Genomic DNA, 23,912 nt, shown 5'->3' with positions numbered 1-23,912 from the left:
CATATTAACAATCTGGGACCATCCCCATAGTTACTCCTGATGGACTCCATATCGGTACCAGACGCATCTTGCACCCTTCTCCGTCGTCTCCATCATCGATCGTGCGACGCGTATCAAAAGTAAGCTTGAGTGACGATCCTTTGGGGAAGGGACCGTTTTCTTCTTTAAAATTCACGCGCATAATCATGCTTGCTGTTACCTTTTTTAGGCCCCCTTCGAATGACATCTCTTGTTGCGTATTCTTGATCGCACCTAGGATGTTTTCGTCGATAATGCGAAAGAAAATGCTTGGATCTGTTGTATCCATTCGGTATGTAGAGCGATCGTATTTGCCACGCACTTTAAAATTCATTTCTCCCAGATCACCAAAATCGGCCATAAATACCATCGATACGGAGTCTGCTGTGGCTTCAATCAATGCAATTCGACCTTCACCTTTCCAGGTGTAATCATCAGCCCCATTTTGGGAACGGATGCCTGTGGCCGTGCCTTTAAACGGGGTACCCCCATACGTCTCGTTGAAATTTTGGTTTGCTTCCTGTTCATTATTCTCTTTTGCACAGCCTGTTAGTAATAAAATAAATACCATAAGCAATGCTGAATGTGTCGTTTTCATAGTTTTCTTAATTACGTTATACATTAACGCCAGATCATCTGTCCGCCTGCCGTTTCAATCTTTTCTTTGCCTTTTAGAACAACGGGTATGACACCGGCTGTATTTGGCGCAATAGGATCTACATTATACTCTTTGCCATCGTTAGGGATAATCTTCAATGACCACATCCAGCCAAATGGCCCGGTCTGCCTGTATTCAGTGCCTACGAGCAGGTGTTTTCCATCTGGCGAAAACTCAGGTACGGCTTCTTTAAAATTGCTGGTAGTTACCTGTTTTAAGTTGGATCCATCCATATCCATGGTATACACATGGTTTGTAATGCGCACAGCGAGCTGGTTGCCTGCGGGATTGACTGCCACGTCGCCCCAGTCCTCATATTTCATCTCTTTTAGCAAAGTTCCGGATGTATAGGGTGGGGCCAAGCGTATAATATAATTCTTATGCGTAATCAAAAGCGCGTTGCCAGGCAGCCATAAACGCTGGTCATTAAAACCCAGCTCTTCCCCGCTGATATTGTAGATACGGACGACCAAGTCGCCATTTCGTTTTAAAATCGTGATACCGTCTGCCTTATCGTTCGAAAGCACAACAATATGGCTGTTGTCGGGCGAAAGATATCCCTTACAGTATGCATTCAGTCCTGGGCTGTGGTATACAAACTCCTCTACTATGCCACCGTTGGCAATGTCACTGAGGGTAAAGCGTATGGGATATTTGCCCAACGTTTGCTCATTCACGACCGTAAGCTTGTATTTGCCATCTCTTGAAATGTCGAAGTTGTTGAGTTTGGAGTTATCGGGAATAAAGGTGGATCCAACCGCATCTGGTAAACTCACTTTGAGGATTCCCTCGGTTGCCCAGTCATAATATATTGTTCCTTTTAACGCGGATGGATATCCATTTTCACCACCATCTGGCTTGCTGTTATTATCCTTTGAACAAGCAGTTAGCAGCATCAGATATATAGCTATCAGTAATAAATTTGTCTTTTTCATCCTTTTAAATTTATTTATTCATTAGTCGATTTTCTCTTTAATGCATTATATAAATTAAACACCCGTTTCTTCATACGTGCGTTTTTATCTTTTGCTCTAACAAATTTAATGGCTGTGTGATTACTGGTCAATCCACGAAAACATGGATTTTTAAAATTTTGTTTATTCTTTCATACCGCTTATTTAAATAACTTCTCTCAATAATGTTGGTTCAAGAAACGCGATCATAGTAGATTCGAAAATTTACTCAATATTTGAATTTACTTGCGTATCTATTTATTCAGTAGTGTGTTATATCTGGAAAAATCACTAAATTTAAGTTAGTAAATAACCAAGTTTCCAGTAGATGTTGATCTGATTGAATTATTGAGAACATCTTAATTTGCAAAGGTTTTAATTAATAAAGACGTATGGCAAAAAAGATTTATTGAAGGACCGGCATAATTATAAAATAAAAAAGAATTTAAAATGAGTTTAAAAACATTAATTACCAACAGTGTTGATTACAACATCTGGGTTACAGAACAATTGATAAATTGGTTGGGAAACTACCCTGTGGAATTGTTGCAAAAGGAATGTCCGTCGAGTTTTAACAGTATCGCAAAGACCGTAAAACATATCAGTGATACGCAGTTGTACTGGTCATCGATGATCCGTGAAACAGAGACACCAAGTTTTGAGTACATGGCCACAAAGGTAGATATTGAGCATGAAATGGAAAACTTAGTTAATGAAGCTAAACTCTTAGCCGCTTATGTAAAGGGAAATTACGAAGCGATGAACGATCCCCTGTTAATAGAGTCAGAATGGTTTTCGTCAAACTTTCCAAAGTACGAATATCTCCAGCATCTCATCATCCATACGACCTACCATCGTGGACAGATTGTAACCATCGGACATCATGTAGGTGTTTCAAAAGCACCCATGATGGACTATAATTTCTGGAACGTGATGCGGCAACAAGCTGGATAGCATGTTGTTCATGATGTCACTTTGAGATGAATAAAAGAGAATTAGATATAAGCGATCAATATATTGGACATTGGAAAGGCACTCATTGTATGATTCGAAGTTGGCTGCCCGGACCTGATTTTTACTATGTGTCAACCATCTGTGTTGAAACAATGAAAAAGTTCGATAATTTAAAGCCTCAATCCGTAGACTGAGGCTTTAAGATCTTAAACTTGATTTTATTGTTGATTTAACTCATTAAGCATTAATCATGGTGTATAACTTCCGCTATGGCTCGTCATCCCATCTTTACGCATCGCTTCAATAAGCAGACAGTTGTATACATAATCCCAACTTGAACTGACTTCTGAATTTTGATTCAGACCATATGGCCACCAATGCTGGCTATCGCCACTTATCACCGCATTTTGATCTAAATTGATCAATTTTAACATGTTGTTTCCATTAGCAAATTGATATTTTCCAGCACTTATTGCTTGCTGTGACCACCAGCTTGTTGTGCCTGTTCCAAATGTATGGTTCATTTCATGTAGCATCGTTCGGATATTTTGGTAAGAAGTATTTGTTCCAAATCTCATCCATCCTTCATTATTCGCATCAGCGGTAGCAACCCCGGGAACATAATTGAGGTATACATGCTTAGTCGCTGATGTATATTGATTCGCATACCAAACAGCACTGTCAATCGCTACTTGTAGGCGTGAGTATGCAGCAAGCTCTTCCGCTGTAGGGCTACTTGCTTTGTTGAATGTATACGTGACGTTACCTTTCTTAATTGTTCGAAAGGCAATATTGGTTCCGTAGCTCACTCCGGTTTCATTGATAGCATATGCGCGAAGATGATAGTTGGTCTGTGGAGTTAAATTTGCTAATCCGATTCGAAATTTGCCAATACCGTTTGCTCCGTGTGCCGATTTGTTTTGCGTGATCGTCGGATTTTCTTCTGTGCCCCAACAAACACCACGCTCCGTGACCGCTCCTCCGCCACTGCTCAAAATTTCTACGTCGTAATACGCTTGCGATGACCCGATAATAAACATGGGTGTCTGGGCGAAATTGACAGATTGTATATCTGCTGTTTTTAAAATAATCTGATCTCCGTATGCAACACCACCTTTGTTTTTGGCATATGGTCTGATGTAGTAGGTGGTAGACTGTACGAGGGAATTGAGCTGAACACTAAATTCTCCGGATCCTTTACTGACCGTAGCTTCGTGCGGATTGTTTTCAATCGTAGGATTAGGATTTGTGCTCCAGCAAACACCTCGATTGGTGACTAGTGCCCCGCCTTTATTGGTTACCATTCCCTTAACCATTGCTCCCGAAGTGGTAATATTTGAAAATGCTAATTGTCCTAAGCTAGGGAGCGCAATTCCTTCCGGATTTTCGATTTGCTTCACGGGTAGCAGATCAGATGTTGATTTGGCGCATGCCTGCACGGTTAAACCGAGCATCAGCAGATAGAAATATCTTTTTTTCATATTTTCTTTTTTATGGTAAAACATCAAAAGTCATATTGCCAGTTATCTTGATGTATGATCCATCACTTGCTGTTCCAGGCATGTTGCCCAACAGTCCGATGGTGACGGCGCTTGCTTCGGATAAATTAAATTCCAATACAGCATCGGTTCCAGAAATAACCTTATAAGCTAAACTTGCAGCTGCTAAATTAGCCTGGTCAGGTAATTGGGTTCCCTTAGCAGCAACTAAATGGACGGTTCCGGCAGCTCCTTTGTCCAGTTTAGTAATGGTAAACCGATATTTTCCAGGTTGAAGGTTGGTCGTTTGATACATTTTTCCATTGACAATCGGAGCTAGGTTTGGCGATGGTGTAGCCCACTGCCACCATCCCGCTTCCAGCGATAAACAAGCTTGGTTGGAGCGGATCTCTATTCCGCCATAGAACTTATTGTCGGTATGTTTAAAATTTTTTGCGGCATCATTCAATTGCCAATCTGCTGGAGTACCCCATCTGCTACCCGCCATGGCAGCAGTTTGAAAAGGGAAATTCATATTTTTTAGATAAATTTCTTTGGGCAATATCTGTGTGACATAGTTGGTGTAAAATGTATCGACACTTAAGGTATCGGGGATAAACAGGGTACGATACCGGTACGGTTTTCCAGGAAGGTAGTTTTTTAATATACTTTCACCGATATGGATAGAATCACGCTGTATGACCAGCTTTCCTGCAGTATTGGTGTACTCGACTTCTGTAAATGCTGCTCCGCTGGTCAGATCAATGCCACCCCAAGCAATGGTGGTGTTCTGATCGCCGGCAAAATATCCGGTCGTGTAGTAAGGACGGTTGAGTAAACCAGATCCATACCGTTCACCATAGGAAATACCGGTTTTAAAAACGCTGAGTGATTTGTTTCCCTGTCCATCAAAAGTGATAAATTCAAAATTATGTACCCCTTCTCTGATGGGTAAAGATAATTTTAAAGTATCTACTCCCGATGTTCTATTGATCGTAAGCTCGGTAGAATCCTGTCGATTGTCCCAATAGACTTTCAATCGTTCGATTTTTGGATCAGCCATAAATAGACCGGTGATATATACCCTTTCTTTTCCAGAATAAACTTGTATTGAATCTATTTTTCCAGTGTAGCTTATTTCTCCGTCCTTTATATATTTTTTATAATCATCACTTTTTGAGCAGCTGAAAAGATGAAGTAGCGCGACGCCAAGCAACATGCTCTTACCTATTATTTTAATGAGTTGTGTTTTCATAATTTTTGTCTTAAAAATAAATGGTGATCCCCGTTAGCGAGGGTCTCCATATACCTGAACTTCTGCGATTGCCATAAATGAAGAACCTTGCCAGTTTTTTGAAGTTTTTATGCGGAGATAGCGCACCTTTGGAGCACTGACATCAAAATCGAAACTAAGTCCAGAATTGGCGAGCTGGTAATCTTCATCGGTCTGCTGGCCCATCGGTAATCCTGAAGGCTTTTTGCTTTCAAAGTTTCCGAGCAGTTTCCAATTATTCCAACTGCCATCTGAAGGAGGATTGTCTGAACCCCAGATTTCGAAAGTTTTCACATTCCCACCGTAGTAATACATCCGGCCATTATTGGTGTATTCCGGATAATTCCAGATAACGATCCGACTCATTTTGGCTAAAGTTCCTGTATCAAAAGTGATCCATTGCGGACCATTGATTGTGACATCGGTAAGTGATATATTGGGCCAATTGATGATATCGCCATCCCACATTTTTGATAATCCTGTCGAGGTATACTGTTGTTTAGCATCAGTAGGTAAACTAATGGCATTATAACGGGATTTTGGCAATGCAGTTTCGAATAGGGGTGTAATGGTGGTCACCATGGTATCCGTAAAATTCATGTACTTATCGCGTATGGTGATCGCAAATTGTTTCGGATTAGGGGCAAATCCGCGAATGGTTCTATTGATCTGTTTTGTCGATGTATAAATATTGTCTACAGATGGAACCCACTCTCCTAAGGAATCCACCATGACCATAATGGTCAGATTTTTTTCCTTTTCATTATCAGCAGTTATCCGTATTCCGCCGAAAGCTCCAATTGCTTCTAAACTTCTAAAAGTATCCCAGATCGGATTTTCCAATGGAGTGACCGGGACGGTTACCGGTGTTGAACTAATTTCGCTTCGGTTTACGGTAGAGAGCTTAATATCATGCGGTTTCATATCCGCGAATCCTTCTACAAGCAACGAGTTGTTGTAATAAGATGATTTTACCTCCATTTCTTGACCAGATGCTAACGTGTAGGTCGCGCGTACATAAAGCAGATCCTGATCTTTGGGAAGTGTGTAATGGATACGGGCTGCTCCCGGTAAATTTTCGACCTGGACATTGCTTACCGGTTGTGGAGCAGCAGCATTAGTTACCTGAGCTGTCTTAAACTCCTCTTTACAACTACTCAATGCTGCTGTCAGCAGGAGTAATGTGAAAATATACAGTTTTGTTTGATTCATGTTCATAATTATCTTGTATCAGCTATAATGAAATAAGGGCTACCAACCCAAATTTTGCATCAGTGAAGGGTTTACGGTTAATTCTCCTTGTGCGATCGGCCAAAAGTAATCACGTGGGGCGACGAATGTTTGTGCATAGAGCGTGCGTAAGCGGTAGTAATCACTGGTCACCTCTTGGTTAACACTCCATCCCGTGATATTTTGGTTGAAATAATTTACCGCCAATTTCCAACGGCGGAGATCCCAATAGCGCTTTCCTTCAAATACCAATTCGATCATGCGTTCACGCTGAATGATTTCGCGTAGACCATCTTTCGTATTTGGTTTGCTGGGATTGGTTGAAAATGAACTCCAGGATTCGACGATACCGGCCAATCCTGCACGTTCACGGATGCGGTCCAAATAGGTGTAAACTTCTGTAGATGGTCCATTGGCTTCATTTAAGGCCTCGGCATACATCAGGTAGATATCACTCAAACGGATCGTTGGCCAAGGGTATGATTTGTAACTCACGCCACTGCTGGCAAAAGCTTGTTCCCAGTTGACCAGTTTTTTTAAGAAATACCCTGTTTCATTGATCCATCCGTGATTATTTGCCCCTGCAGGTTGATTGAGTTTTGCCTGTACATAATAAGTATCTTCATCGGATAAGCTCTTCGTGTCAAATTTAAACCAGATACCGCCATCAAAACCTAATGATGCATAAAATCGCGATTCACGGTCATAATTTAGCCGAGCTGTCGTATAGCCTTCTTTAATATGAAAGCGTTCTTCATTCTTAGCTGTTCTTAATGTAAATCGATTGGTAAAGTCCAAGGTTTTATCTTCATTGATGGGTACGCCATTTTTGGTGTAAAACATTTCCGCAATTTTGATCGGTGCGCTTAAATGCTGTCTTGCAGTACCTACTACAGCATCAATGGTGAGTAATGGCATGGCATCACGCTGGATATTCCAAGCTTGATAATTAGGATTTGCCCAGATGTGCTCGGAAGACCAGCGCTCATTGAAACCTAAGTTTATACCCAGTACTTGTGCAGTTTCATCACTCATCTTAAACTGTCCATATTCCGTTTTCCGAAAGGGGAAAAATGTGATACCGGCTGATTCTGCTGCTGTAATTGCGGCTTTGGCCGCTTCGGCGGCACGCGCCCATTTAGAAGCATCATATACGGGATTAAAAAGAGGTTCCCCATCCTTGTTACGGACTGTCTGAAAATCTGAATTACCATTGAATAAGGGACTGGCAGCGGTCAACAAAACTTCTGCTTTTACCGCTTGAATAATGGGCTTGGTGACGCGGCCTAATTCAGATGCCTGATCCGGAATGATCAAGGGAACAGCACTGTTTGAAGCCGAGTCTAATAATGATACGATGTAGTTCACGACTTCGTCGACAGGTCGTTGTGTTACCCGTACTTCTTGCTGGTTTGCATCCAAAGGAATATTGGTACGTGCCAAGGGTATTGGGCCATATTGGCGCATCAAGATATAGTGGTAGTAGGCTTTTAAAAACATGACTTCTCCAATCCATCTCGAACGATCTTCACTGGATAAATCGGGTACTTTCGATGTGTTAGAAACATTTTCTAAAAAGATATTGCAATCACGGATAGCGGTCCACATGCCGCTGCGCCAGGTATCTACTAAGGGAGCATTCACATTTTGCCCTCCACGTGCAATCCGCCAATTATTAGCTGGATAGATCTCGCGTTGCGCTACAGGAATCCATACTTCATCGCCTGCTAAAAAACCGGTATTGCTCTGCGCATCGGCATTGTTGGGTAGCCATGCATAGCAGGTAAATAAGAATTTTTCAGCTTCGTTGCGCAATGAAAACGCATTGTCTATAGTTGCGACATTGTCGGGAACGACATCAATATAATCTGCACATGCGGAAAAACCGATGGTACTAACAGATAGATATATGAGGTAGCGTTTTATCTTTTTTATCTTTAAATTTTTCATTTGGATAATTTTTTATAAATAATCATGAGTTGCTTGTCTGCAATCGAAATGATTGCGCACGGTTCAATTGATGGGATCCCGTACTGCAGTTCATGAGCGTTTTATCATTTTGTAATGTTTAAAAACCAAGCTGTAAGCCAATATTATAGGTGGCTTGAATTGGATAACCGATACCTCGTCCACCCATTTCTACGTCCCACATTTTAAAGGAACTGATCGCGAATAGATTCATTCCATTGGCATAAATCCGCAGATTTTTTGCTTTTAGTCTATTCATTAAACTTTCTTTGAACGTGTAGCCGATTTCAACAGTTTTTAATCTTAAGAATGATCCATTACGCATCCACCATGTGGATCTTTGGTTGTTGTTGGCAACAATATTTTCACTTAATCTTGGCCAGAAAGCATATAGATCTCGGTTTTCTTCACTCCAGTAGCTATCAGCGATCACGCTTAGAAGTCCATTTTGAGAACCTCCGTTGAGGTAGAAGGGAGAGATGTTTTCAGGATTGATAAAGAATGAAGACCTTGCTGAACCTTGAAAATAGAAGCTGAAATCTAGACCTTTACCGCCCACTGTACCTCCAAATCCATAAATCAGTTCGGGTGTGGTTGGGTAGCCAATGGCTACACGATCTAAATCGGTAATTTGGCCATCGCCATTGATATCTCTGTATTTGATATCACCCCCTAAATAATCAATACCAGGTTTGCCAAATTGAACGGGAGAATTTAATACTTCCTGATCGTCTACAAAGAGTCTTTCAGCTATATATCCGAATTCTTGTGAGGCGGAGGTTCCGACAGTATAGCGTCCAGGCTCTTGATAAGCCGGTTCATCAACGATCAAGCGTTTACTGACAGCATAGGTTAATGTGCTTCTTCCCTGAAGATACCAACCGTTCATAAAGTTTTTATTATAGCTCAATGTCAGATCCATACCTTTGCTTTCTGCTTTATTAGTATTTGCCACGATAGGGGCTCTTAGGCCCATTGTGCTAGGGATATAAGACCGATTTGTGAGTATATTGCTGCGGATTTGTTTATAAATGTCAATATTTAATTCAATAGCATTAAATAGACTCAGATCCATACCGAAGTTGGTCTGGCGAGATCGCTCCCATGTGATGGCTTCATTGGCATATCGGTTGATCGCAATAGTAGGTCTCTTATAGCCTCCCAGTTCTCCGAAAGAAATTTCACCGGCATTCATGTTAACTTCTGAAAGATAGAAGAAACGGTCTTGTGCTCTACCGATCTGATCATTTCCGGAGTATCCATGCGTAGCACGTAGTTTGAATTTATTGACCACGTCACGGAGTGGCTCAAAGAACGACTCGTTTGAGATATTATAAGACAGACCAAAGGAAGGGAAGAAACCCATGCGTCTTGCTTTTGCAAATCGCTCGGATCCATTATAACCGAAATTAAATTCGGCAATATAACGATCATCAAAATTGTAGGTAAATCTACCCGAAAGACCGATATTACGGGCTGGTAAAGACAATTGTAAAGATCCGGCATTGCCACTTAATGAATTTTGAAGCAATCCAATTAGGGTGGCTCCGACATTATGCTTGCCAAATCCGCGGTTGTAATTGGCAATAGCATGCGCATAAAACATTGAATTGACCTCTTTGTCAGACTCTGAATAATCGAGATATTCTGTTCCAACAGGGCCTATTGAACCTTGAGATCCGTCGTTCATGACACGCAGTGTCAGGTCGCCATCAGCATTTGATGATGCGGAGTAATAAAATGGATTGTACCTTCTGCTCACTTCAAAATAAGCATAGCGTTTTAAGTAGGTCATCGCAGTTAAATTCAGACCTGGTACGATAGCACTTAAGTCTTGACGTAATTCAATCTGTGGCATAATGGTCGAAGTGTTGAATTCCTGATAGCCACGTACCATTTCGGCATAAGGATTCACAAACAGACCCCCGTTTCGATTTAGTGCATTTCCAAATAGCGGATGGTTCATGTAAGGCATATACGAAGACGGATATAGCGCCGGAAACATCACTGGGTTTGACCATATTGCGCGTCTAAAGGTGACGGCACCACCATTGATACGGTTGTTATTCTCGTCCAAACCACCTATAGGGCCGTTATAATCATCAAATTGGGCGTAGACCCGTACAATTCCTGTAGTACTCGGAGTAAAGTTGATGTCGACATTGGATCGGACCGAATAATTTTTCAATTTAATGTTGTTATTGAAATTGTTGATGCCATCAACCTTCAGAATTCCATTGTCGATATTGTAAGTCCCTGCTAAGTAGTACCTTGCTTTGGCACCGCCTCCTGAAATATTTAAATTGTTTCGCTGATTGAGGGTATAATCTTTGATCAGCTGATCAATCCAATTATTATTAGGATAAAATAGCGGGTTATCTCCAGCGCGGGTATGATCGATTTTACTTTGCCAATAGGGCAATCCCTGGCCGCTCGAAGCATCTGCAGGTCTTGTCAGATAAGCTTCATTGGCCATTTCCATATACCGAATGTTATCGGCAAACTGAAAATTTCTGGTATTGGTGGAAATGTTGTTTTCTGAGCGAAATTCAAATTTTGTTTTTCCTTCAGAGCCTAGTTTTGTGGTGATCAGAACGACACCATTCGCACCGCGCGCGCCATACATCGCGGCGGCATTGGCATCACGTAGGACTGAAAAGCTGGCAATGTCGTCCGGTTGTAAACGTGCCATATCGGTTGGGGATGATTCGACATTATCTATCAAGATCAGCGGATCTTGTTTACCGGTACCAAATGTACCCAGCCCTCTGATAAAAAAATTGGCGTTATCAGATCCGGGTTCTCCACTGCGCTGAAATGCAATCATACCAGCTACACGTCCTGCTAGCATGGTCGTCAGGTTACTCGTTGGCCCTTTTAATTCTTTTGGATTGATCGTCGTTACTGAACCCACAACAGATGTTCTTTTTTCGCGTTGCCCAAAACCGGTGACAACTACATCTTCTATCACATTCTCATTCATCTGAAGTATGACATCCAGTAAGATGGTATTATTGGATTCAACTTTTTTTTCTGCTAATGCTATTTCTTGACGTGTATAGCCTACACTTGTAAAAACCAAGGTTGCGGTTTTACTGGCACTAATAGCATACATCCCCTGTGCATCTGTCAGTATTTTTGATTCGCTACCTAGAACTCCTACAGTAACCCCTTGTATTGGGGTGCCACTACCCGAGACCTTTCCCGTCACACGGACTTGTTGAGCGGTGGCAACATAGCAGCTTAACGTCATTAGAAATATCCAAATTCCAAGACGCTTTTTAAGCACTTTACCTCTTTTCATTAATAATTAGTTTGGTTATAAATTGGTGAGTATTTTTACTCGATGTACAATTATCGCAACTATCTTTTGATTAAATTGGGGGGGATTTGGTCAAAAATAAGGGGGGAAATCAGCATCATCGGTATGTTTAGATTTTCATATGAAGATTTTCTCTATCTCACTTTTACGTGCTAAATGGTTTTTTTAGCTGTTTAGAAGACTGGGGAGACCTATTTCTCTAAAAGACAGCTAAAATTGGTTTTATAATTATTAAATGTTAATTTAACACTTGTAAAAAGTCTGCTTTTTACACAGATTTATACCTATACAAACCAATCATTTACGCCAATAATTATGAGGTACAACTTATTATGCCTTCTTATTTTTTTATTGCTATGTTTTGATATGCGAGCGCAGTCATCCATCGAATATCTGGGGATTGATCATGGCTTGTCCAATGATTTTGTGACCGATATTTATCAAGATAGGGATGGATTTCTGTGGTTTGGAACTTTTAATGGCCTCAATCGTTTTGATGGCTATGAATTTAAGATTTTTAAAAATAATCCATTGGCGAATAAATCCCTTCCCGACAATCGAATCACCGATATTCTTGAGGATCAAACTGGTAATCTCTATGTTGCAACCAAGGGCGGATTGGGTTTTTTTGACATGGATCGCAACCATTTTACTCGGATAGATCTTGTTAGAGGCGGGGCGGAAGTGCAACCCATTGATTTTTCCATCCATCAGCTGGAGAAAGATCAGGATGGTCAACTCTTTGCGACTTCAGGAAAAGCGGGTTTATTAGTGATCAAGAAGACCGGAAAAGGTCTCAGGGCGCATACTGTCCCATTATATATTTCAGGAAAAGAAAGTGATCAAGCATACAGTGTCAGTTCAATCTGTAAAACTTTCGATGGAAGATTAATGCTTATGATACATGGGGTGGGCTTAGCGATGTATGATCGTAAAAACAACGGTATTCAAGTTCTTGTACAGGGAGATTTTAATGCAACATTGATGACTGCTTCTAGTGATGGAGGTATTTGGTTTTCAAATGGCTGGTCGGTCACTCACTATGATTGCCATGCTAATGCCTTTCAGTATTACGGTTTGGAAAATGGCCTCAGTAATAAGCGGATTGTTAATCTTTATTTTGGCCAGGATCGTAAAATTTGGGTATGCACGGATGGTGATGGCATTCAGAAGATTAATATGGATACCAAAAAAATCGAGAAGAATACGGGATTTGATGAAAAAAAACTTGCCGGCAATGCTGTTGTTGCTATATACGAAGATACTCAGGGACGCAAATGGTTAGGTACGATTCGCGGGGGAGTGAATGTGATCGATCCGCAGAAGGGTAAATTTCAATTGGTTAAACATCATTATCAGGATAACCAGACGAGTGCACGAGATTTTATTTCTGTGCTGGAGCAAGCAGATCATGATCATATTTGGGTCGGTACGGACGGTTCTGGTTTATTAAAGTGGAATATAAAACAGAAAGTGTTTGTTCCGTACCCCAATTCTTCACGTCTTTTATCAGAGCGTGCATTTGTCACGGGACTTATTCAGGATGATCATCATCAATTATGGATCGGGACATATGATTCCGGTATTTTTAAATTAGATATGACTAGCGGTCAAATCAAATCTTATACCTGTTATTATCCCCAAACCGAATATGTCAATGCAGCCGCTTGGCGATTGTTTAAAGATCGCCGAAAACGCATCTGGGCATCGACTTTAGGCGGAGGAGAGGTTTATCTTTTTGATGTAAGGGAAGATCAGTTTAAACCTTTGAACTTACCGATATATGATGTGCTTACTTTTTTCGAAGAAAGGGAAGATATCCTCTGGATGGGTTCCTGGTCTGAACTGATCCGCTTGGATCTGCAAACAAGACAATTTAAAACATATGCAGTGGGTACACCTGTCCGGTTTATCAAGCAGGCTGATCGTCATCATTTATGGATAGGCACCGAGGGGGGCGGGCTACGTTACTTTAATATAGCGACGGGTCAATCTAAAATTTACACAGAAAAAGAAGGATTGCCAAGTAATACCTTATTAAATGCATTAAAAGATGATTTTGGCAATTTGTGGATATCGACTTACCATGGTCTATCGAAATTTGATACCAAAACGCGCTTATTCCAAAATTTCTATAAATCCGATGGATTGCAAAGCAATCAATTTAATTACAATGCCGCGCTGAAATTGTCCGATGGACAATTGGTGTTTGGAGGTATTCGAGGATTCAATTTGTTTCATTCCCGTGATCTTTTGGTCCATGCAGTCTTTCCTCCACTCAAATTGACGCAACTCCAGATTAATAATAAACCATATGGTGCTGATAAGCATTATGGTACAGATCCGCTGAATGAGGTCAGTAAATTGACCATCCCTTATAGCCAGGCGGTATTATCCTTTTCATTTGCCGCATTAGATTATAGTTTTTCGGATCGGATTAAATATGCTTACTTTCTTGAAGGTTGGGATAAGGACTGGAACTATGTAGGTAAACAGCGAGCAGCATATTATTCGCACCTTAAAGAAGGAATTTATACTTTAAGGATTAAATCGACAGATGCAAATGGTAATTGGAATTCAAGTGAGCGCACTATTTTGATCCAAATCTTACCGCCATGGTGGCGTACAGGCTGGGCGTATGCAGGCTATGGAATGGCTGTTGTTGCCGCATTATATCTTTATTTTCTGTATGTACGGCATCGTGCATTGTTGTTAACCAAATTGAAGACTGCTGAATTTGAACGCGATAAGGAAAATGAACTGACAGAGAAAAAGGTTACATTTTTCACGCATATCGTGCATGAAATACGTACACCACTTACCCTTATTATAAATCCAATCAAAGAATTGCTGAAAGATAACAAAGATCATATAACAGATTATGAAGAACTTCAGGATGTATATCGTCATTCCAAGAGATTGCTGAATCTGGTCGATAAATTATTGCTCTTCAGAAAATCCGAAGGAAACTTTGATAAATTATCTCTTGTTCATTTGGATATCATACGTTTGGTTAGAGAAGTTTTTCTATGTTTTCGGCAGATTGCACATGCGCAAAATATAAGCTATACGTTGGAGACGGATATCGAATCTTATCCATGTTATGGGGATCTTGAAAAATTGGAAATCTGTTTTTTTAATCTCTTGCAGAATGCCTTAAAATATACACAAGATGGTGGTATGGTGACCGTACATATAAACAGGACGGTTACAGGTATTCGCATTGAAATATCGGATTCGGGCAAGGGTACTCCGACTTTGCTGAAGGAAGATATCTTTAAGCCGTTTCAGCGTGATTTCTCTTCTTCCAATACGGTAAAGGAAGGTTTTGGAATTGGCCTATTTTTAGTCAAAAAATTTGTGGAAATACACCAAGGTGAAATCAGTTATCACCCCAATGCTGATCGAGGTATGACTTTTTGTGTTGATTTGCCCCAGCATGCTATTCTGAATGATGAGGATCATATTTTAGAAGTTTCCAACAGTGCTTTTTCTTCCCGGGAAACGATGGGGCTAAATGATCCGGTTATGGCAGAAAAGGCCGACCGTAAAAATAGTCATTATGTCGAGGTTTCAGATCGATTGATCCCGATAGAACGAGAAATCATCCTATTGGTAGATGATCATGCAGATATTCGAAATTATATCTATAAACTGTTTCAAGATAGGTTTCATGTCGTACAGGCTGAAAACGGTGAGCAGGCAATAGCAATTTTACAAAAAATAGAACCGCATATCATCATCAGTGATATTATGATGGAAGGAGGTACGGGGATTGATCTTTGTCATAAAATTAAGAAGAGCAATCAATGGAGTCATATCCCTTTAATTCTTTTGACGGCAAGTTCTTCATCCGAAATAAAGCTGAAGGGGATTGAAGGGGGGGCTGATGATTATATTACTAAACCTTTCGATAAAGATATGCTGGTGGCACGTGTGGACAATCTGATTCAGAATAGGAATCGTCTGCATGAATACTTCCATAGCCATATAACGTTGCAATCGAATGACCACAAAATTCCGGTTGAATATAAAGAGTTTTTGGAGAAAGTGATCCAAGCGGTTGAAGCACACTTGCTGGAAGAAGATTTTACGGTAAAAGTGCTCGCCGAGACCATGGGGATGAGCCATTCGAATCTCTATAGACAAATTAAAGCGATATCAGGAAAATCTGCTAACGAATTTATTCGGTACATCCGACTTCGTAGGGCGGCACAAATTTTAATTACGACTAAAGCGAATGTCAATGAATCTGCTTATCAAGTTGGTTTTCGAGATGTTAAGCATTTTAGGCAACAGTTTACGAAGCTTTTTGGCTGTACCCCATCAGAATATCGAAAACGCTATCCTCATTTAAAGAAATCCTATGCGCTAGATGGACTACTGACTCATTAAGATCTGTGTCGATGAGAATGGATGACTGTGGAAATATATGGACCATCAAAAGTTCAGATGGTTTATCATGAGAAAGTGAAGTAAGTCTGTTAAATAACCATTTAAAGATAAATCACGTTTCTTTTTCTGAGATCGATTTTTTGTATAAAAAAAGTACCATACTGCTGGTGTGCAGTATGGTACTTCAGTATGTTTAATTCGTTGCTCCTTGATTGGCCATTAATGGCCAGCCTGGATTTTGGTATATACTTGACGATTCCGGCGAGCCGTCTGGTGAAGTTATGGTAAAGTGGCTCATCGCAATTGGGTTTAAATAATGTGCACTGATCCATTTATACCCGTCGAGGACTAAATTGGTTGCCGCTAAGTTGATGCGGTAAGGTCTAAGATAATTACTTTCAGACTGTAGGGAAACATTAGCTGTTTTTCCTGAAGTATTTGGCTGTATCAACGATGAAACTCCTTTTTCATCTTTATACCATTCTTGCATAGGTCCCCATATTTTCATGCCTTCAACAATATAAGGTTTTGCCGCAAGTTGGTCTAATGCTCTCCAGCGTTTTAGATCTGCAAAGCGCATGCCCTCAGCAACTAATTCCAAGCGTCTTTCTCTCCGGATATTATATAAAACTTTATCCGATAATAATTGTCCGGCAGAATAGGCCCCGAAATCACCTTTTGCTTCCATATTCATATCGGTATTATTGACCGTATTCATATAGTCGGTGTTGACTCCAGCACGCTCCCTGATTTGCGTCCAGTATGCCTGCGCCTTAGCATTGACCGAACCATTTTTAAGGTAACTGGCTTCGATATAATTTAAGTAAGCTTCAACGGCTCTGAATACTATAGAACCGGTGGTGCTTGTTGAACCTTCGGATTGTGCAATCAGGTAATTGAACCCTTTCTTAAGGGCATAACCTGTTACATATCGAGTTTCAGCAATACCCAAAATATCCGGTTTTCCCTCTACGATATCTTGCCCATTGGTATTCTTTCGATCGTTATAGCTTAACTCTCCCGGAGCTTTCATAAAGATCTGTAAACGGTTATCGCGGTCAATCTTTACATCGCTGATTAAATTATCGCCCTTATATCCTGAAGTTGCGGCATAAATCGGTAATCCATTGGCCATGGTAAAATTTTCGACTAATCCTTTTGCATATCCCGAATTCCCTGCATTTCTGTTCATGTAATGGTTTACAGTATGCGTAACATTTAAAGGTAGGCTATATTGCCTCCAAAGAAGCACTTCACTGTAAGCATTTAGGTCAAAATCACCAAACATTTTGAAATAAGGATTATTGGATGAATTAAAGCCATTATCTTTTGTATTGTTAACTAATGCTACTCCATCTGCTACCAACTGCGCAGACTCCATGGCCTGTGTCAAGAAGTAATCAATTTCCTGATCGATGTTCATGGCGAAATTAGGATTTGATTTTGCTCCTGGCCATCCCGGTCCGCCGGGTACTAAAGCAGTTCCTTTATGGTATTTCAACCAAGTAGCTTCATGCAGTGCCACACGGGATTTTAACAATAGTGCTGCATTTTTGGTGATCCGAGTTTTTCCGGAAGCAGTTGTTGTACTGAGTAAAGTAGCCGCTGAATCCAGATCTGCGATGATAAAACGGGCAACTTCGTTTCGCGGTTTACGAGTAGAAATCACGGTTAATTCCTCCAGATTATCTTTTACGGTATTTTTTAAGATGGGGAAATCTCCCAATGCCTGTACTTTGTTGAAGTATTCATAAGCCCGTAAGAAATAGGCTTCACCGATGTAATGCTCAATATTGAGCTTATTGCCGGTTATGCTGTTACTTTTCCATTTGGGAAGTACCGATTCGAGGAAATAATTGACCTGACGGATATTCGTAAAATCCCAGTCTCCACCTGTAGCGCCTACCCGCCATTCGCCAGGTACCCAACGTGTCGCATAGCCCGAAGTCACTTGATTGTCTGTCCCGTTATCATTAGCAAATGTACCCAATCCCCAACCTCCATGTGTTGGGAAATTGTAACGGGTAATGGTATATGCCGCGAGATCAGCTTCTGTATTTAAGTACTCTGAGGGTGTTACATCGGACAAAGGTGCTCTATCCAAATATTTATTACAGGATAATAATGTACTAAAGGCAAGTACCGCTGCGCAGAGTTGTTGTATCTTATTTATATAGCTCTTTTTCATTATTCAAATCATTAAAAATTCACACTTAATCCAAAAGAATAGATGGTTGAGAACGGGTATGATTTACCATCGTTCCATCCTCCTAAACCTACCGTCTCCGGGTCAAATACTTTCGCCATTTTTGTAAATGTCAATAGATTCTCTCCGGAAGCATATACACGGATTTTTGATAGTCCGATCTTTGATAATAAAGCAGGGTTGAAGGTATAGCCGAGCTGCGCATTTTTTAACCGTAGATAAGCGGCATTCTGTATATATCGTGTCTGGGTCTGCTGGTTCTTTTGGGTGTTGAAATAAGGTCTTGGTAGGTAAGCATCAGTGTTGATCCCCAGCACATCGTTCTGTACCATCACTGAATTCTCGTCCCTAAAGAAATCCATGTTTTCCTGGAAACCTGCCGATTGCCACATACCGCCATTGGCACCCCAGAAATAAGGTCCGTTGGGCACGTGATCCCGTTTTCCAATTCCCTGAAGAAATACCCTAACGTCAAATCCTTTATAATTGGCAGTAAGATCTAAACTGTATCTAAAGCGGGGTAGGCTATTGCCGATAATGCTCATATCACCTGGATTGGCCAAGGTACTTGCTCCATTATTTACCTGTCCATCTCCATTTTTATCCAAATACATAACATCTCCTGCTTGCCATTTGGTAGCGAAAGATTGTTTGGTATTGGTAATATGTGCATCCATCTGCTCCTGAGTCTGTGCGATACCTAGCGTTGTATAACCCCAGATCTCTCCGTTCTTTTTACCGTTATACCATTGGGTAAAATTTCCGGTTGAATTAGGGTATTTGGTGATGGTCTGTTGATCGTCTGATAATACAGCACGTACGCCATAGTTGAAATCTCCGATATCGTCTTTCCATGAAAGTTCAACTTCAAACCCTTTAGAGTACATTTCTGAATTATTGATGCGAGGTACCGCTGTTCCTAAAATCGCAGGTAGATCGGGTGCTGGACCAATCATGTCATAGGTATTTCTTTTATAGAGATCAAATGCGAGTCCTAAGCGATTGTTGAGAGCCGCGACATCCAATCCCAGATTCCAGCTGGAAACACGTTCCCAGGTTAAAGAAGAGGAGATTAAATTTGGAGCACTTGCCGAATTTGGTTTCACACCATTGAGTAACCAGCTACCCTGTCCAGCTGTAACCGGCATGATGGAATAGAAAGGATACCAGTTGTCTGTTCCTTGATTCCCTAGTTCTCCATATGATCCTCTAAGTTTGAATAAGGATATTTCAGATTTTAGAGGCCAGAAGGCTTCGTTGGAGATATTCCAGCCTGCAGAAAATGAAGGGAAGAGATTCCATCTTAGGTCTTTCGGAAATCGGGATGAACCATCATAACGGGCATTTAATTCCAATAGGTAACGGTCTTTATAGCTATAATTGACCCGGCTAAAAAATCCTGCAATAGCCCAGTGCTGATAACCACCATTGGTTTTAGGATCTAATGTTGCGGTATTTAACGTAGGGATATCGTCTGTGATCAAACCGCTCATATTACCGCTTAGCGTTCTGTACTTATTCAATTCTGAATTGAATCCTGCCAGAACTGTAAACTGGTGGTCTTCGGCAATATTGAAACTATAGTCTGAAAATAAATTGGTACTGAAGTATTCATCTTTTCGAGCAGTTTCCCCGACACTGGTTCCGCCAGCACTGTTGTATCCGACCGGAACAAGGAAAGGTTCTTTGTTTACTGCATAAGCATAAGCTTTTAAGATTTCCCCGTGATCATTCCTATTGGTGATTCTGTAATTGACATTACCGGTGATATTCCAACCTTTGACCGGTTGATATTTTAACTGGATCTGCTGATATAAAAAATCTTTTTGGTAGTTGGTACGTCCTCCGTCCAGTAATTGATTTATTTCTGAAGGTTCTGAAAAGAATCCATTATCATCGCGTACAGGAACTGTTGGCCAGCGTCGGGCTATATTATGATAATAAAGGTCATTCATATGCGTTGCTTTATCAAAATCTTCTCTTACAAACCGGGTATTTGTTAATAGATCTAGCTTATCGGAAATTTTGATATCTAATTTTGTAGCAAATGAAAAACGTTTGAAATTATCGTTTGCATATTTATTTAAACCATCCTGATCCATATAATTCAGTGAAGAATAATATTTAACACGGTCTGATCCACCGTTCACACTCATGGTATGTTCATGTGAAGTGGAGAAGTTTTTATAAAATTCTTCAAACCAGTTGGTATTGGCGTTCGATCCGGTATAGTACTGCCATTTTCCATCTGCACCCGCTGTGGAGACGGTACTGATTTCTCCATTTTGATAGGCAATGATTTTATCAAGGACAGTTTGTGAAAATTTGGCCGCTTCGCCATCATTCGCTGCGACTTCATTGTAATAGTAAGCAAATGTTTTAGAATCCAGCATGGTTGGTAAACCTCGTGGTGCACTTAACCTGATATTGTTGTTGTAATTAACCACCGGTTTTCCGATTTTCCCTGCTTTGGTTGTAATTAAAATAACACCGAAAGGAGCTCTAGAGCCATATATAGCGGCTGAAGCAGCATCTTTTAAAACGGATATATTTTCGATATCCTGCGGATTTAGCGCATTCATATCGCCCTCCATTCCATCGATCAATACCAATACAGATGAAGAGGAACCAACACCAATTGTACCTGCTCCGCGTATATTGACACTCATGGTTTGGTTAAGTTCGCCACCTAGACCAGCAGTTTGCAGATTTAGTCCCGGTACCATTCCTTGTAGGGCCTGTCCTAAGTTTTGCACAGGTCTGGACTCAAGTTGCTTTGCGCTGACCGTAGAGACGGAACCCGTCAAATTTATTTTTTTCTGTGTGCCATAGCCAACGACGACAACTTCGTCCATGGCAGAAGCGTCCTCCTCCAAGGTGATACTCATCTGCGCTGAAGCGATATTTTCGATTGTTTTAAAGCCTACATAACTAAAAATTAAGGTTGATCTGGAATCTTTTACGGTTAATGTGAATGTGCCATTTTCATTTGTAGTTGTACCATTATTTGTCCCTTTTTCTCTGATGCTTACTCCCGATAAAGGACTGTTGCCAGATTTATAGACTTTACCGGAAACAACCAATTGTGTTTGTACAGGTTCTACGATCACGGTTTTGACGGTTTCCAATTTAGGTTTTATCAAAATTGTATTGCCGTTCCATTCGTAATCAAAGGGCTGTTCTGCTAATACCAGTTCCAGGGTACGTTGTAACGGCAGTCTTTTTATATCTACAGAAACAGGTTTTGCTTTGCCGATTAATTCAGTATTATAGACCATCCTGATTCCTGTCTGTTTTCGAATACTGACGAGTACTTCTTTTAAGCGGGCTTCTTTTACGCTTAAGCTTATTTCTTGCGACAGTACATTGGCGGAAACCTGTAAGCTCACAATAATAAGGAAAGTTGTTATTTTCATTTTTAGGAAAAAACCATTACATAAGATTGCAGGGATTTCCTTCAAAAAAATGAAAAATAATTCCCTACAATGCATCATTTTATTTATACATTTGTTCATTAGGTGATTGATTAGTAGTACTTTAAGTTTATTTGGTTACCTTTTAATTGGTTCAGTTGCATGGCGGTGCAACTGGATTTTTTTGTTTTTAGGTATTTGTTTAGTTGTTTTTTATCATAGGCATATTTTTAAGTAGGTTTTGAATGGATAATTATTTTTCAACTTTTATCGTATTTTGCTCGAATTGGAATTTGACCGGTCCTGTCTTTTCCAGCATTTTCAATACATCTGAAAGTCGTACCTGCTTGGATAATTGTAGTGTATAGCGTGTTCTTGGAAGTGAATTATAATCCACTTTTACATCATACCATCTTGCAATGACACGTAATATGGACGCCAGTTCTTGATCTTCAAATAGAAAATCACCATTTTTCCAAGCCATAACAGATTCTATGTCGGCTATGCTCTGTTTTGATAGGCCAGAATGATGATCGGTCGTCACTTTAAAATTGGGCTTCATGAGAATGGTTTTTTCATCTTTTCCCTGTAATGATCGAAGTGCAATTTGCCCCTCTAGCAGGGTAGTTTCTGAGTAGCTTTCATCTTGATAAGCATTTACATTAAAATGGGTCCCTAAAACCTGGATTTCCTGCATACCGTGCTGCACAGTAAATGGAACTTTTTTCTTTGCCACTTCAAAGTATGCCTCGCCCTGCAGCTTTACTTTTCGTTGGTGGCTAAAATCTAAATTGTATGTGAGAGCAGATGCTGCATTTAACCAGACATGTGTTCCGTCTGGAAGTAAAACTTCATATTTGCCCCCACGAGGTGTTTCTATGCTATTGGTACCTTTCAATCCTTTTGATTTTGTATCCGCAATGATATAGAGGAGCTGGCCATCATTATTGCTTTTCACCGTCAATCCTTTTTGTTTTAACAATGTCCGATTACTGCTATTGCGATCATCAAGTGAAATAATGGTTCCATCCGCAAGTCTTAAGATGGCTTTATTTGTTCCTGGCATGATCTGTTCAGCTTGTTGAGAAAATTCTACTTGGGAAATATTTTCAAACTTTTGATTGAAATAAAGTATTCCAGTGATGCTCAGCATGATTATTACTGCCGCAGCTACCGGCAACCATCGTTTCCAATTTATAAACCTGCTCTTTTTTAAATGGATTTGATCTTCAATCTTGGATAAAATCGCCAACCGGCGCTCATCTGTAAAGAATGCTTCGTCCAATTCTTTTCCCTTACCATAGGTCTCATGAAATCTGGACAATAGCTGTTCTTCTTCGAAAGATGTTTCACCTGCGAGATACCTATCCAGTAATGCTAGAATTTCTTTTTGTGTCAAAATTTATGGTTATATGTATATATGAGTAAAAGGGATGATCTATCCCTAGGCAAAAATTGATTTTTTTTAAGGATGGAGTAAAAGAACCATAAATAACTCCACGCTGAGGGTTTTTCCCAGATTACTCCTTAAGAATAGTAGCGCATTTGATATATGATATTCAACTGTTTTCGTGCTAATGGCCAATTTTTCAGCAATTTCTTTATGTGAAAGATGCTCCAGACGGCTTAACTTAAAAACTTCTTGGCAACGGGAGGGAAGTGCATCGATGATCTGATTGATCTGTTGATCGAGTTCCTTATATTCCAATAGCTCTTGATTGCTATCGGTGCTCAGCGTATCCATAAAATTTACAATATCTTCTGTAATAGTCTTACGTCTCAATTGTCTCAGTACCTCATAACGTACAGATGCGTATAAATATGATTTTAAAGATATTTTAATGAACAGTTTTGACCGGATTTCCCAGAGGTTAACAAATACTTCCTGAATGGCATCTTCGCATTTGTCATGGTCCTGCAATAGACGGTAACTGGATTGGTATAAGTTTTTCCAGTACTTATTGTATATAGCGGTAAGTGCTGAATGGTCATTATCCCTCAACTTTATCAATAGCTCGTCATCCCCAAATTGAGTGTTTTTCAT

13 protein-coding genes are annotated in these 23,912 nt (G+C 40.3%); 2 read left to right on the top strand and 11 right to left on the bottom strand.

Going from position 1 to position 23,912, the window contains the following annotated elements; all coding sequences use genetic code 11:
* Window positions 1-4: 4 nt before the first annotated feature.
* Together FHR29_RS24280 and FHR29_RS24275 are read right to left on the bottom strand one after the other, a co-directional pair.
* Window positions 5-616 (bottom strand): hypothetical protein, encoded by a 612-nt coding sequence (locus tag FHR29_RS24280; protein WP_183917783.1) that lies wholly within the window; start codon window positions 614-616, stop codon window positions 5-7.
* 23 nt (window positions 617-639) lie between these two features.
* On the bottom strand, window positions 640-1,611 hold the full coding sequence (locus FHR29_RS24275; RefSeq protein ID WP_183917781.1) for a hypothetical protein: 972 nt from the start codon (window positions 1,609-1,611) through the stop codon (window positions 640-642).
* 468 nt (window positions 1,612-2,079) lie between these two features.
* Here FHR29_RS24275 and FHR29_RS24270 point away from each other — a divergent pair, with 468 nt between their 5' ends.
* Complete coding sequence (locus tag FHR29_RS24270) at window positions 2,080-2,583, top strand: DinB family protein (RefSeq protein ID WP_183917779.1); 504 nt, start codon at window positions 2,080-2,082, stop codon at window positions 2,581-2,583.
* A gap of 248 nt (window positions 2,584-2,831) precedes the next feature.
* Here the strand turns inward: FHR29_RS24270 and FHR29_RS24265 are convergent, their stop codons facing one another.
* The 5 genes from FHR29_RS24265 to FHR29_RS24245 all read right to left on the bottom strand — a co-directional run bounded on the left by FHR29_RS24265 (window position 2,832) and on the right by FHR29_RS24245 (window position 11,836).
* Window positions 2,832-4,064 carry a hypothetical protein gene (locus FHR29_RS24265; protein WP_183917777.1) on the bottom strand — a complete coding sequence of 411 codons (1,233 nt, stop codon included), beginning with the start codon at window positions 4,062-4,064 and terminating at the stop codon, window positions 2,832-2,834.
* 10 nt (window positions 4,065-4,074) lie between these two features.
* Window positions 4,075-5,316: a DUF4998 domain-containing protein gene (locus FHR29_RS24260; RefSeq protein ID WP_183917775.1), complete on the bottom strand. Its 1,242-nt coding sequence runs from the start codon at window positions 5,314-5,316 to the stop codon at window positions 4,075-4,077.
* 33 nt (window positions 5,317-5,349) lie between these two features.
* Entirely contained in the window at window positions 5,350-6,546 is a 1,197-nt protein-coding gene (locus tag FHR29_RS24255) for a DUF5000 domain-containing lipoprotein (RefSeq protein ID WP_183917773.1), read from the bottom strand.
* A 39-nt stretch (window positions 6,547-6,585) separates the two neighbouring features.
* Entirely contained in the window at window positions 6,586-8,514 is a 1,929-nt protein-coding gene (locus FHR29_RS24250) for a RagB/SusD family nutrient uptake outer membrane protein (RefSeq protein ID WP_183917769.1), read from the bottom strand.
* 118 nt (window positions 8,515-8,632) lie between these two features.
* Window positions 8,633-11,836 (bottom strand): TonB-dependent receptor, encoded by a 3,204-nt coding sequence (locus tag FHR29_RS24245; protein WP_221197927.1) that lies wholly within the window; start codon window positions 11,834-11,836, stop codon window positions 8,633-8,635.
* Between the two features lie 384 nt (window positions 11,837-12,220).
* Between FHR29_RS24245 and FHR29_RS24240 the strand changes: the two genes are divergently transcribed.
* A complete protein-coding gene (locus FHR29_RS24240; protein WP_183917767.1) occupies window positions 12,221-16,249 on the top strand; it encodes a two-component regulator propeller domain-containing protein in 4,029 nt (1,342 codons plus the stop codon).
* Between the two features lie 193 nt (window positions 16,250-16,442).
* Here FHR29_RS24240 and FHR29_RS24235 read toward each other — a convergent pair whose 3' ends face one another.
* The 4 genes from FHR29_RS24235 to FHR29_RS24220 form a co-directional block, all read right to left on the bottom strand.
* A complete protein-coding gene (locus tag FHR29_RS24235) occupies window positions 16,443-18,437 on the bottom strand; it encodes a RagB/SusD family nutrient uptake outer membrane protein (RefSeq protein ID WP_183917765.1) in 1,995 nt (664 codons plus the stop codon).
* Between the two features lie 11 nt (window positions 18,438-18,448).
* Window positions 18,449-21,871: a TonB-dependent receptor gene (locus FHR29_RS24230; protein ID WP_183917763.1), complete on the bottom strand. Its 3,423-nt coding sequence runs from the start codon at window positions 21,869-21,871 to the stop codon at window positions 18,449-18,451.
* Between the two features lie 250 nt (window positions 21,872-22,121).
* Complete coding sequence (locus FHR29_RS24225) at window positions 22,122-23,267, bottom strand: FecR family protein (RefSeq protein WP_183917761.1); 1,146 nt, start codon at window positions 23,265-23,267, stop codon at window positions 22,122-22,124.
* 66 nt (window positions 23,268-23,333) lie between these two features.
* Window positions 23,334-23,912 carry an RNA polymerase sigma-70 factor gene (locus tag FHR29_RS24220; protein WP_183917759.1) on the bottom strand — a complete coding sequence of 193 codons (579 nt, stop codon included), beginning with the start codon at window positions 23,910-23,912 and terminating at the stop codon, window positions 23,334-23,336.

This window comes from Sphingobacterium sp. JUb56, from assembly GCF_014191365.1.
GTDB classification, from domain to species: Bacteria; Bacteroidota; Bacteroidia; order Sphingobacteriales; family Sphingobacteriaceae; genus Sphingobacterium; species Sphingobacterium anhuiense.
The sequence above is the reverse complement of the archived record's forward strand: the minus strand, read 5'-3'. Positions and strand labels throughout refer to the sequence as shown.

What these genes read in the sequence shown, in the direction of transcription:
- FHR29_RS24260 (WP_183917775.1), bottom strand. Translation starts at nt 5,316, where the DNA reads ATGAAAACACAACTCATTAAAATAATAGGTAAGAGCATGTTGCTTGGC.
- FHR29_RS24275 (WP_183917781.1), bottom strand. Translation starts at nt 1,611, where the DNA reads ATGAAAAAGACAAATTTATTACTGATAGCTATATATCTGATGCTGCTA.
- FHR29_RS24245 (WP_221197927.1), bottom strand. Translation starts at nt 11,836, where the DNA reads ATGAAAAGAGGTAAAGTGCTTAAAAAGCGTCTTGGAATTTGGATATTT.
- FHR29_RS24250 (WP_183917769.1), bottom strand. Translation starts at nt 8,514, where the DNA reads ATGAAAAATTTAAAGATAAAAAAGATAAAACGCTACCTCATATATCTA.
- FHR29_RS24220 (WP_183917759.1), bottom strand. Translation starts at nt 23,912, where the DNA reads ATGAAAAACACTCAATTTGGGGATGACGAGCTATTGATAAAGTTGAGG.
- FHR29_RS24235 (WP_183917765.1), bottom strand. Translation starts at nt 18,437, where the DNA reads ATGAAAAAGAGCTATATAAATAAGATACAACAACTCTGCGCAGCGGTA.
- FHR29_RS24240 (WP_183917767.1), top strand. Translation starts at nt 12,221, where the DNA reads ATGCGAGCGCAGTCATCCATCGAATATCTGGGGATTGATCATGGCTTG.
- FHR29_RS24255 (WP_183917773.1), bottom strand. Translation starts at nt 6,546, where the DNA reads ATGAATCAAACAAAACTGTATATTTTCACATTACTCCTGCTGACAGCA.
- FHR29_RS24230 (WP_183917763.1), bottom strand. Translation starts at nt 21,871, where the DNA reads ATGAAAATAACAACTTTCCTTATTATTGTGAGCTTACAGGTTTCCGCC.
- FHR29_RS24280 (WP_183917783.1), bottom strand. Translation starts at nt 616, where the DNA reads ATGAAAACGACACATTCAGCATTGCTTATGGTATTTATTTTATTACTA.
- FHR29_RS24265 (WP_183917777.1), bottom strand. Translation starts at nt 4,064, where the DNA reads ATGAAAAAAAGATATTTCTATCTGCTGATGCTCGGTTTAACCGTGCAG.
- FHR29_RS24270 (WP_183917779.1), top strand. Translation starts at nt 2,080, where the DNA reads ATGAGTTTAAAAACATTAATTACCAACAGTGTTGATTACAACATCTGG.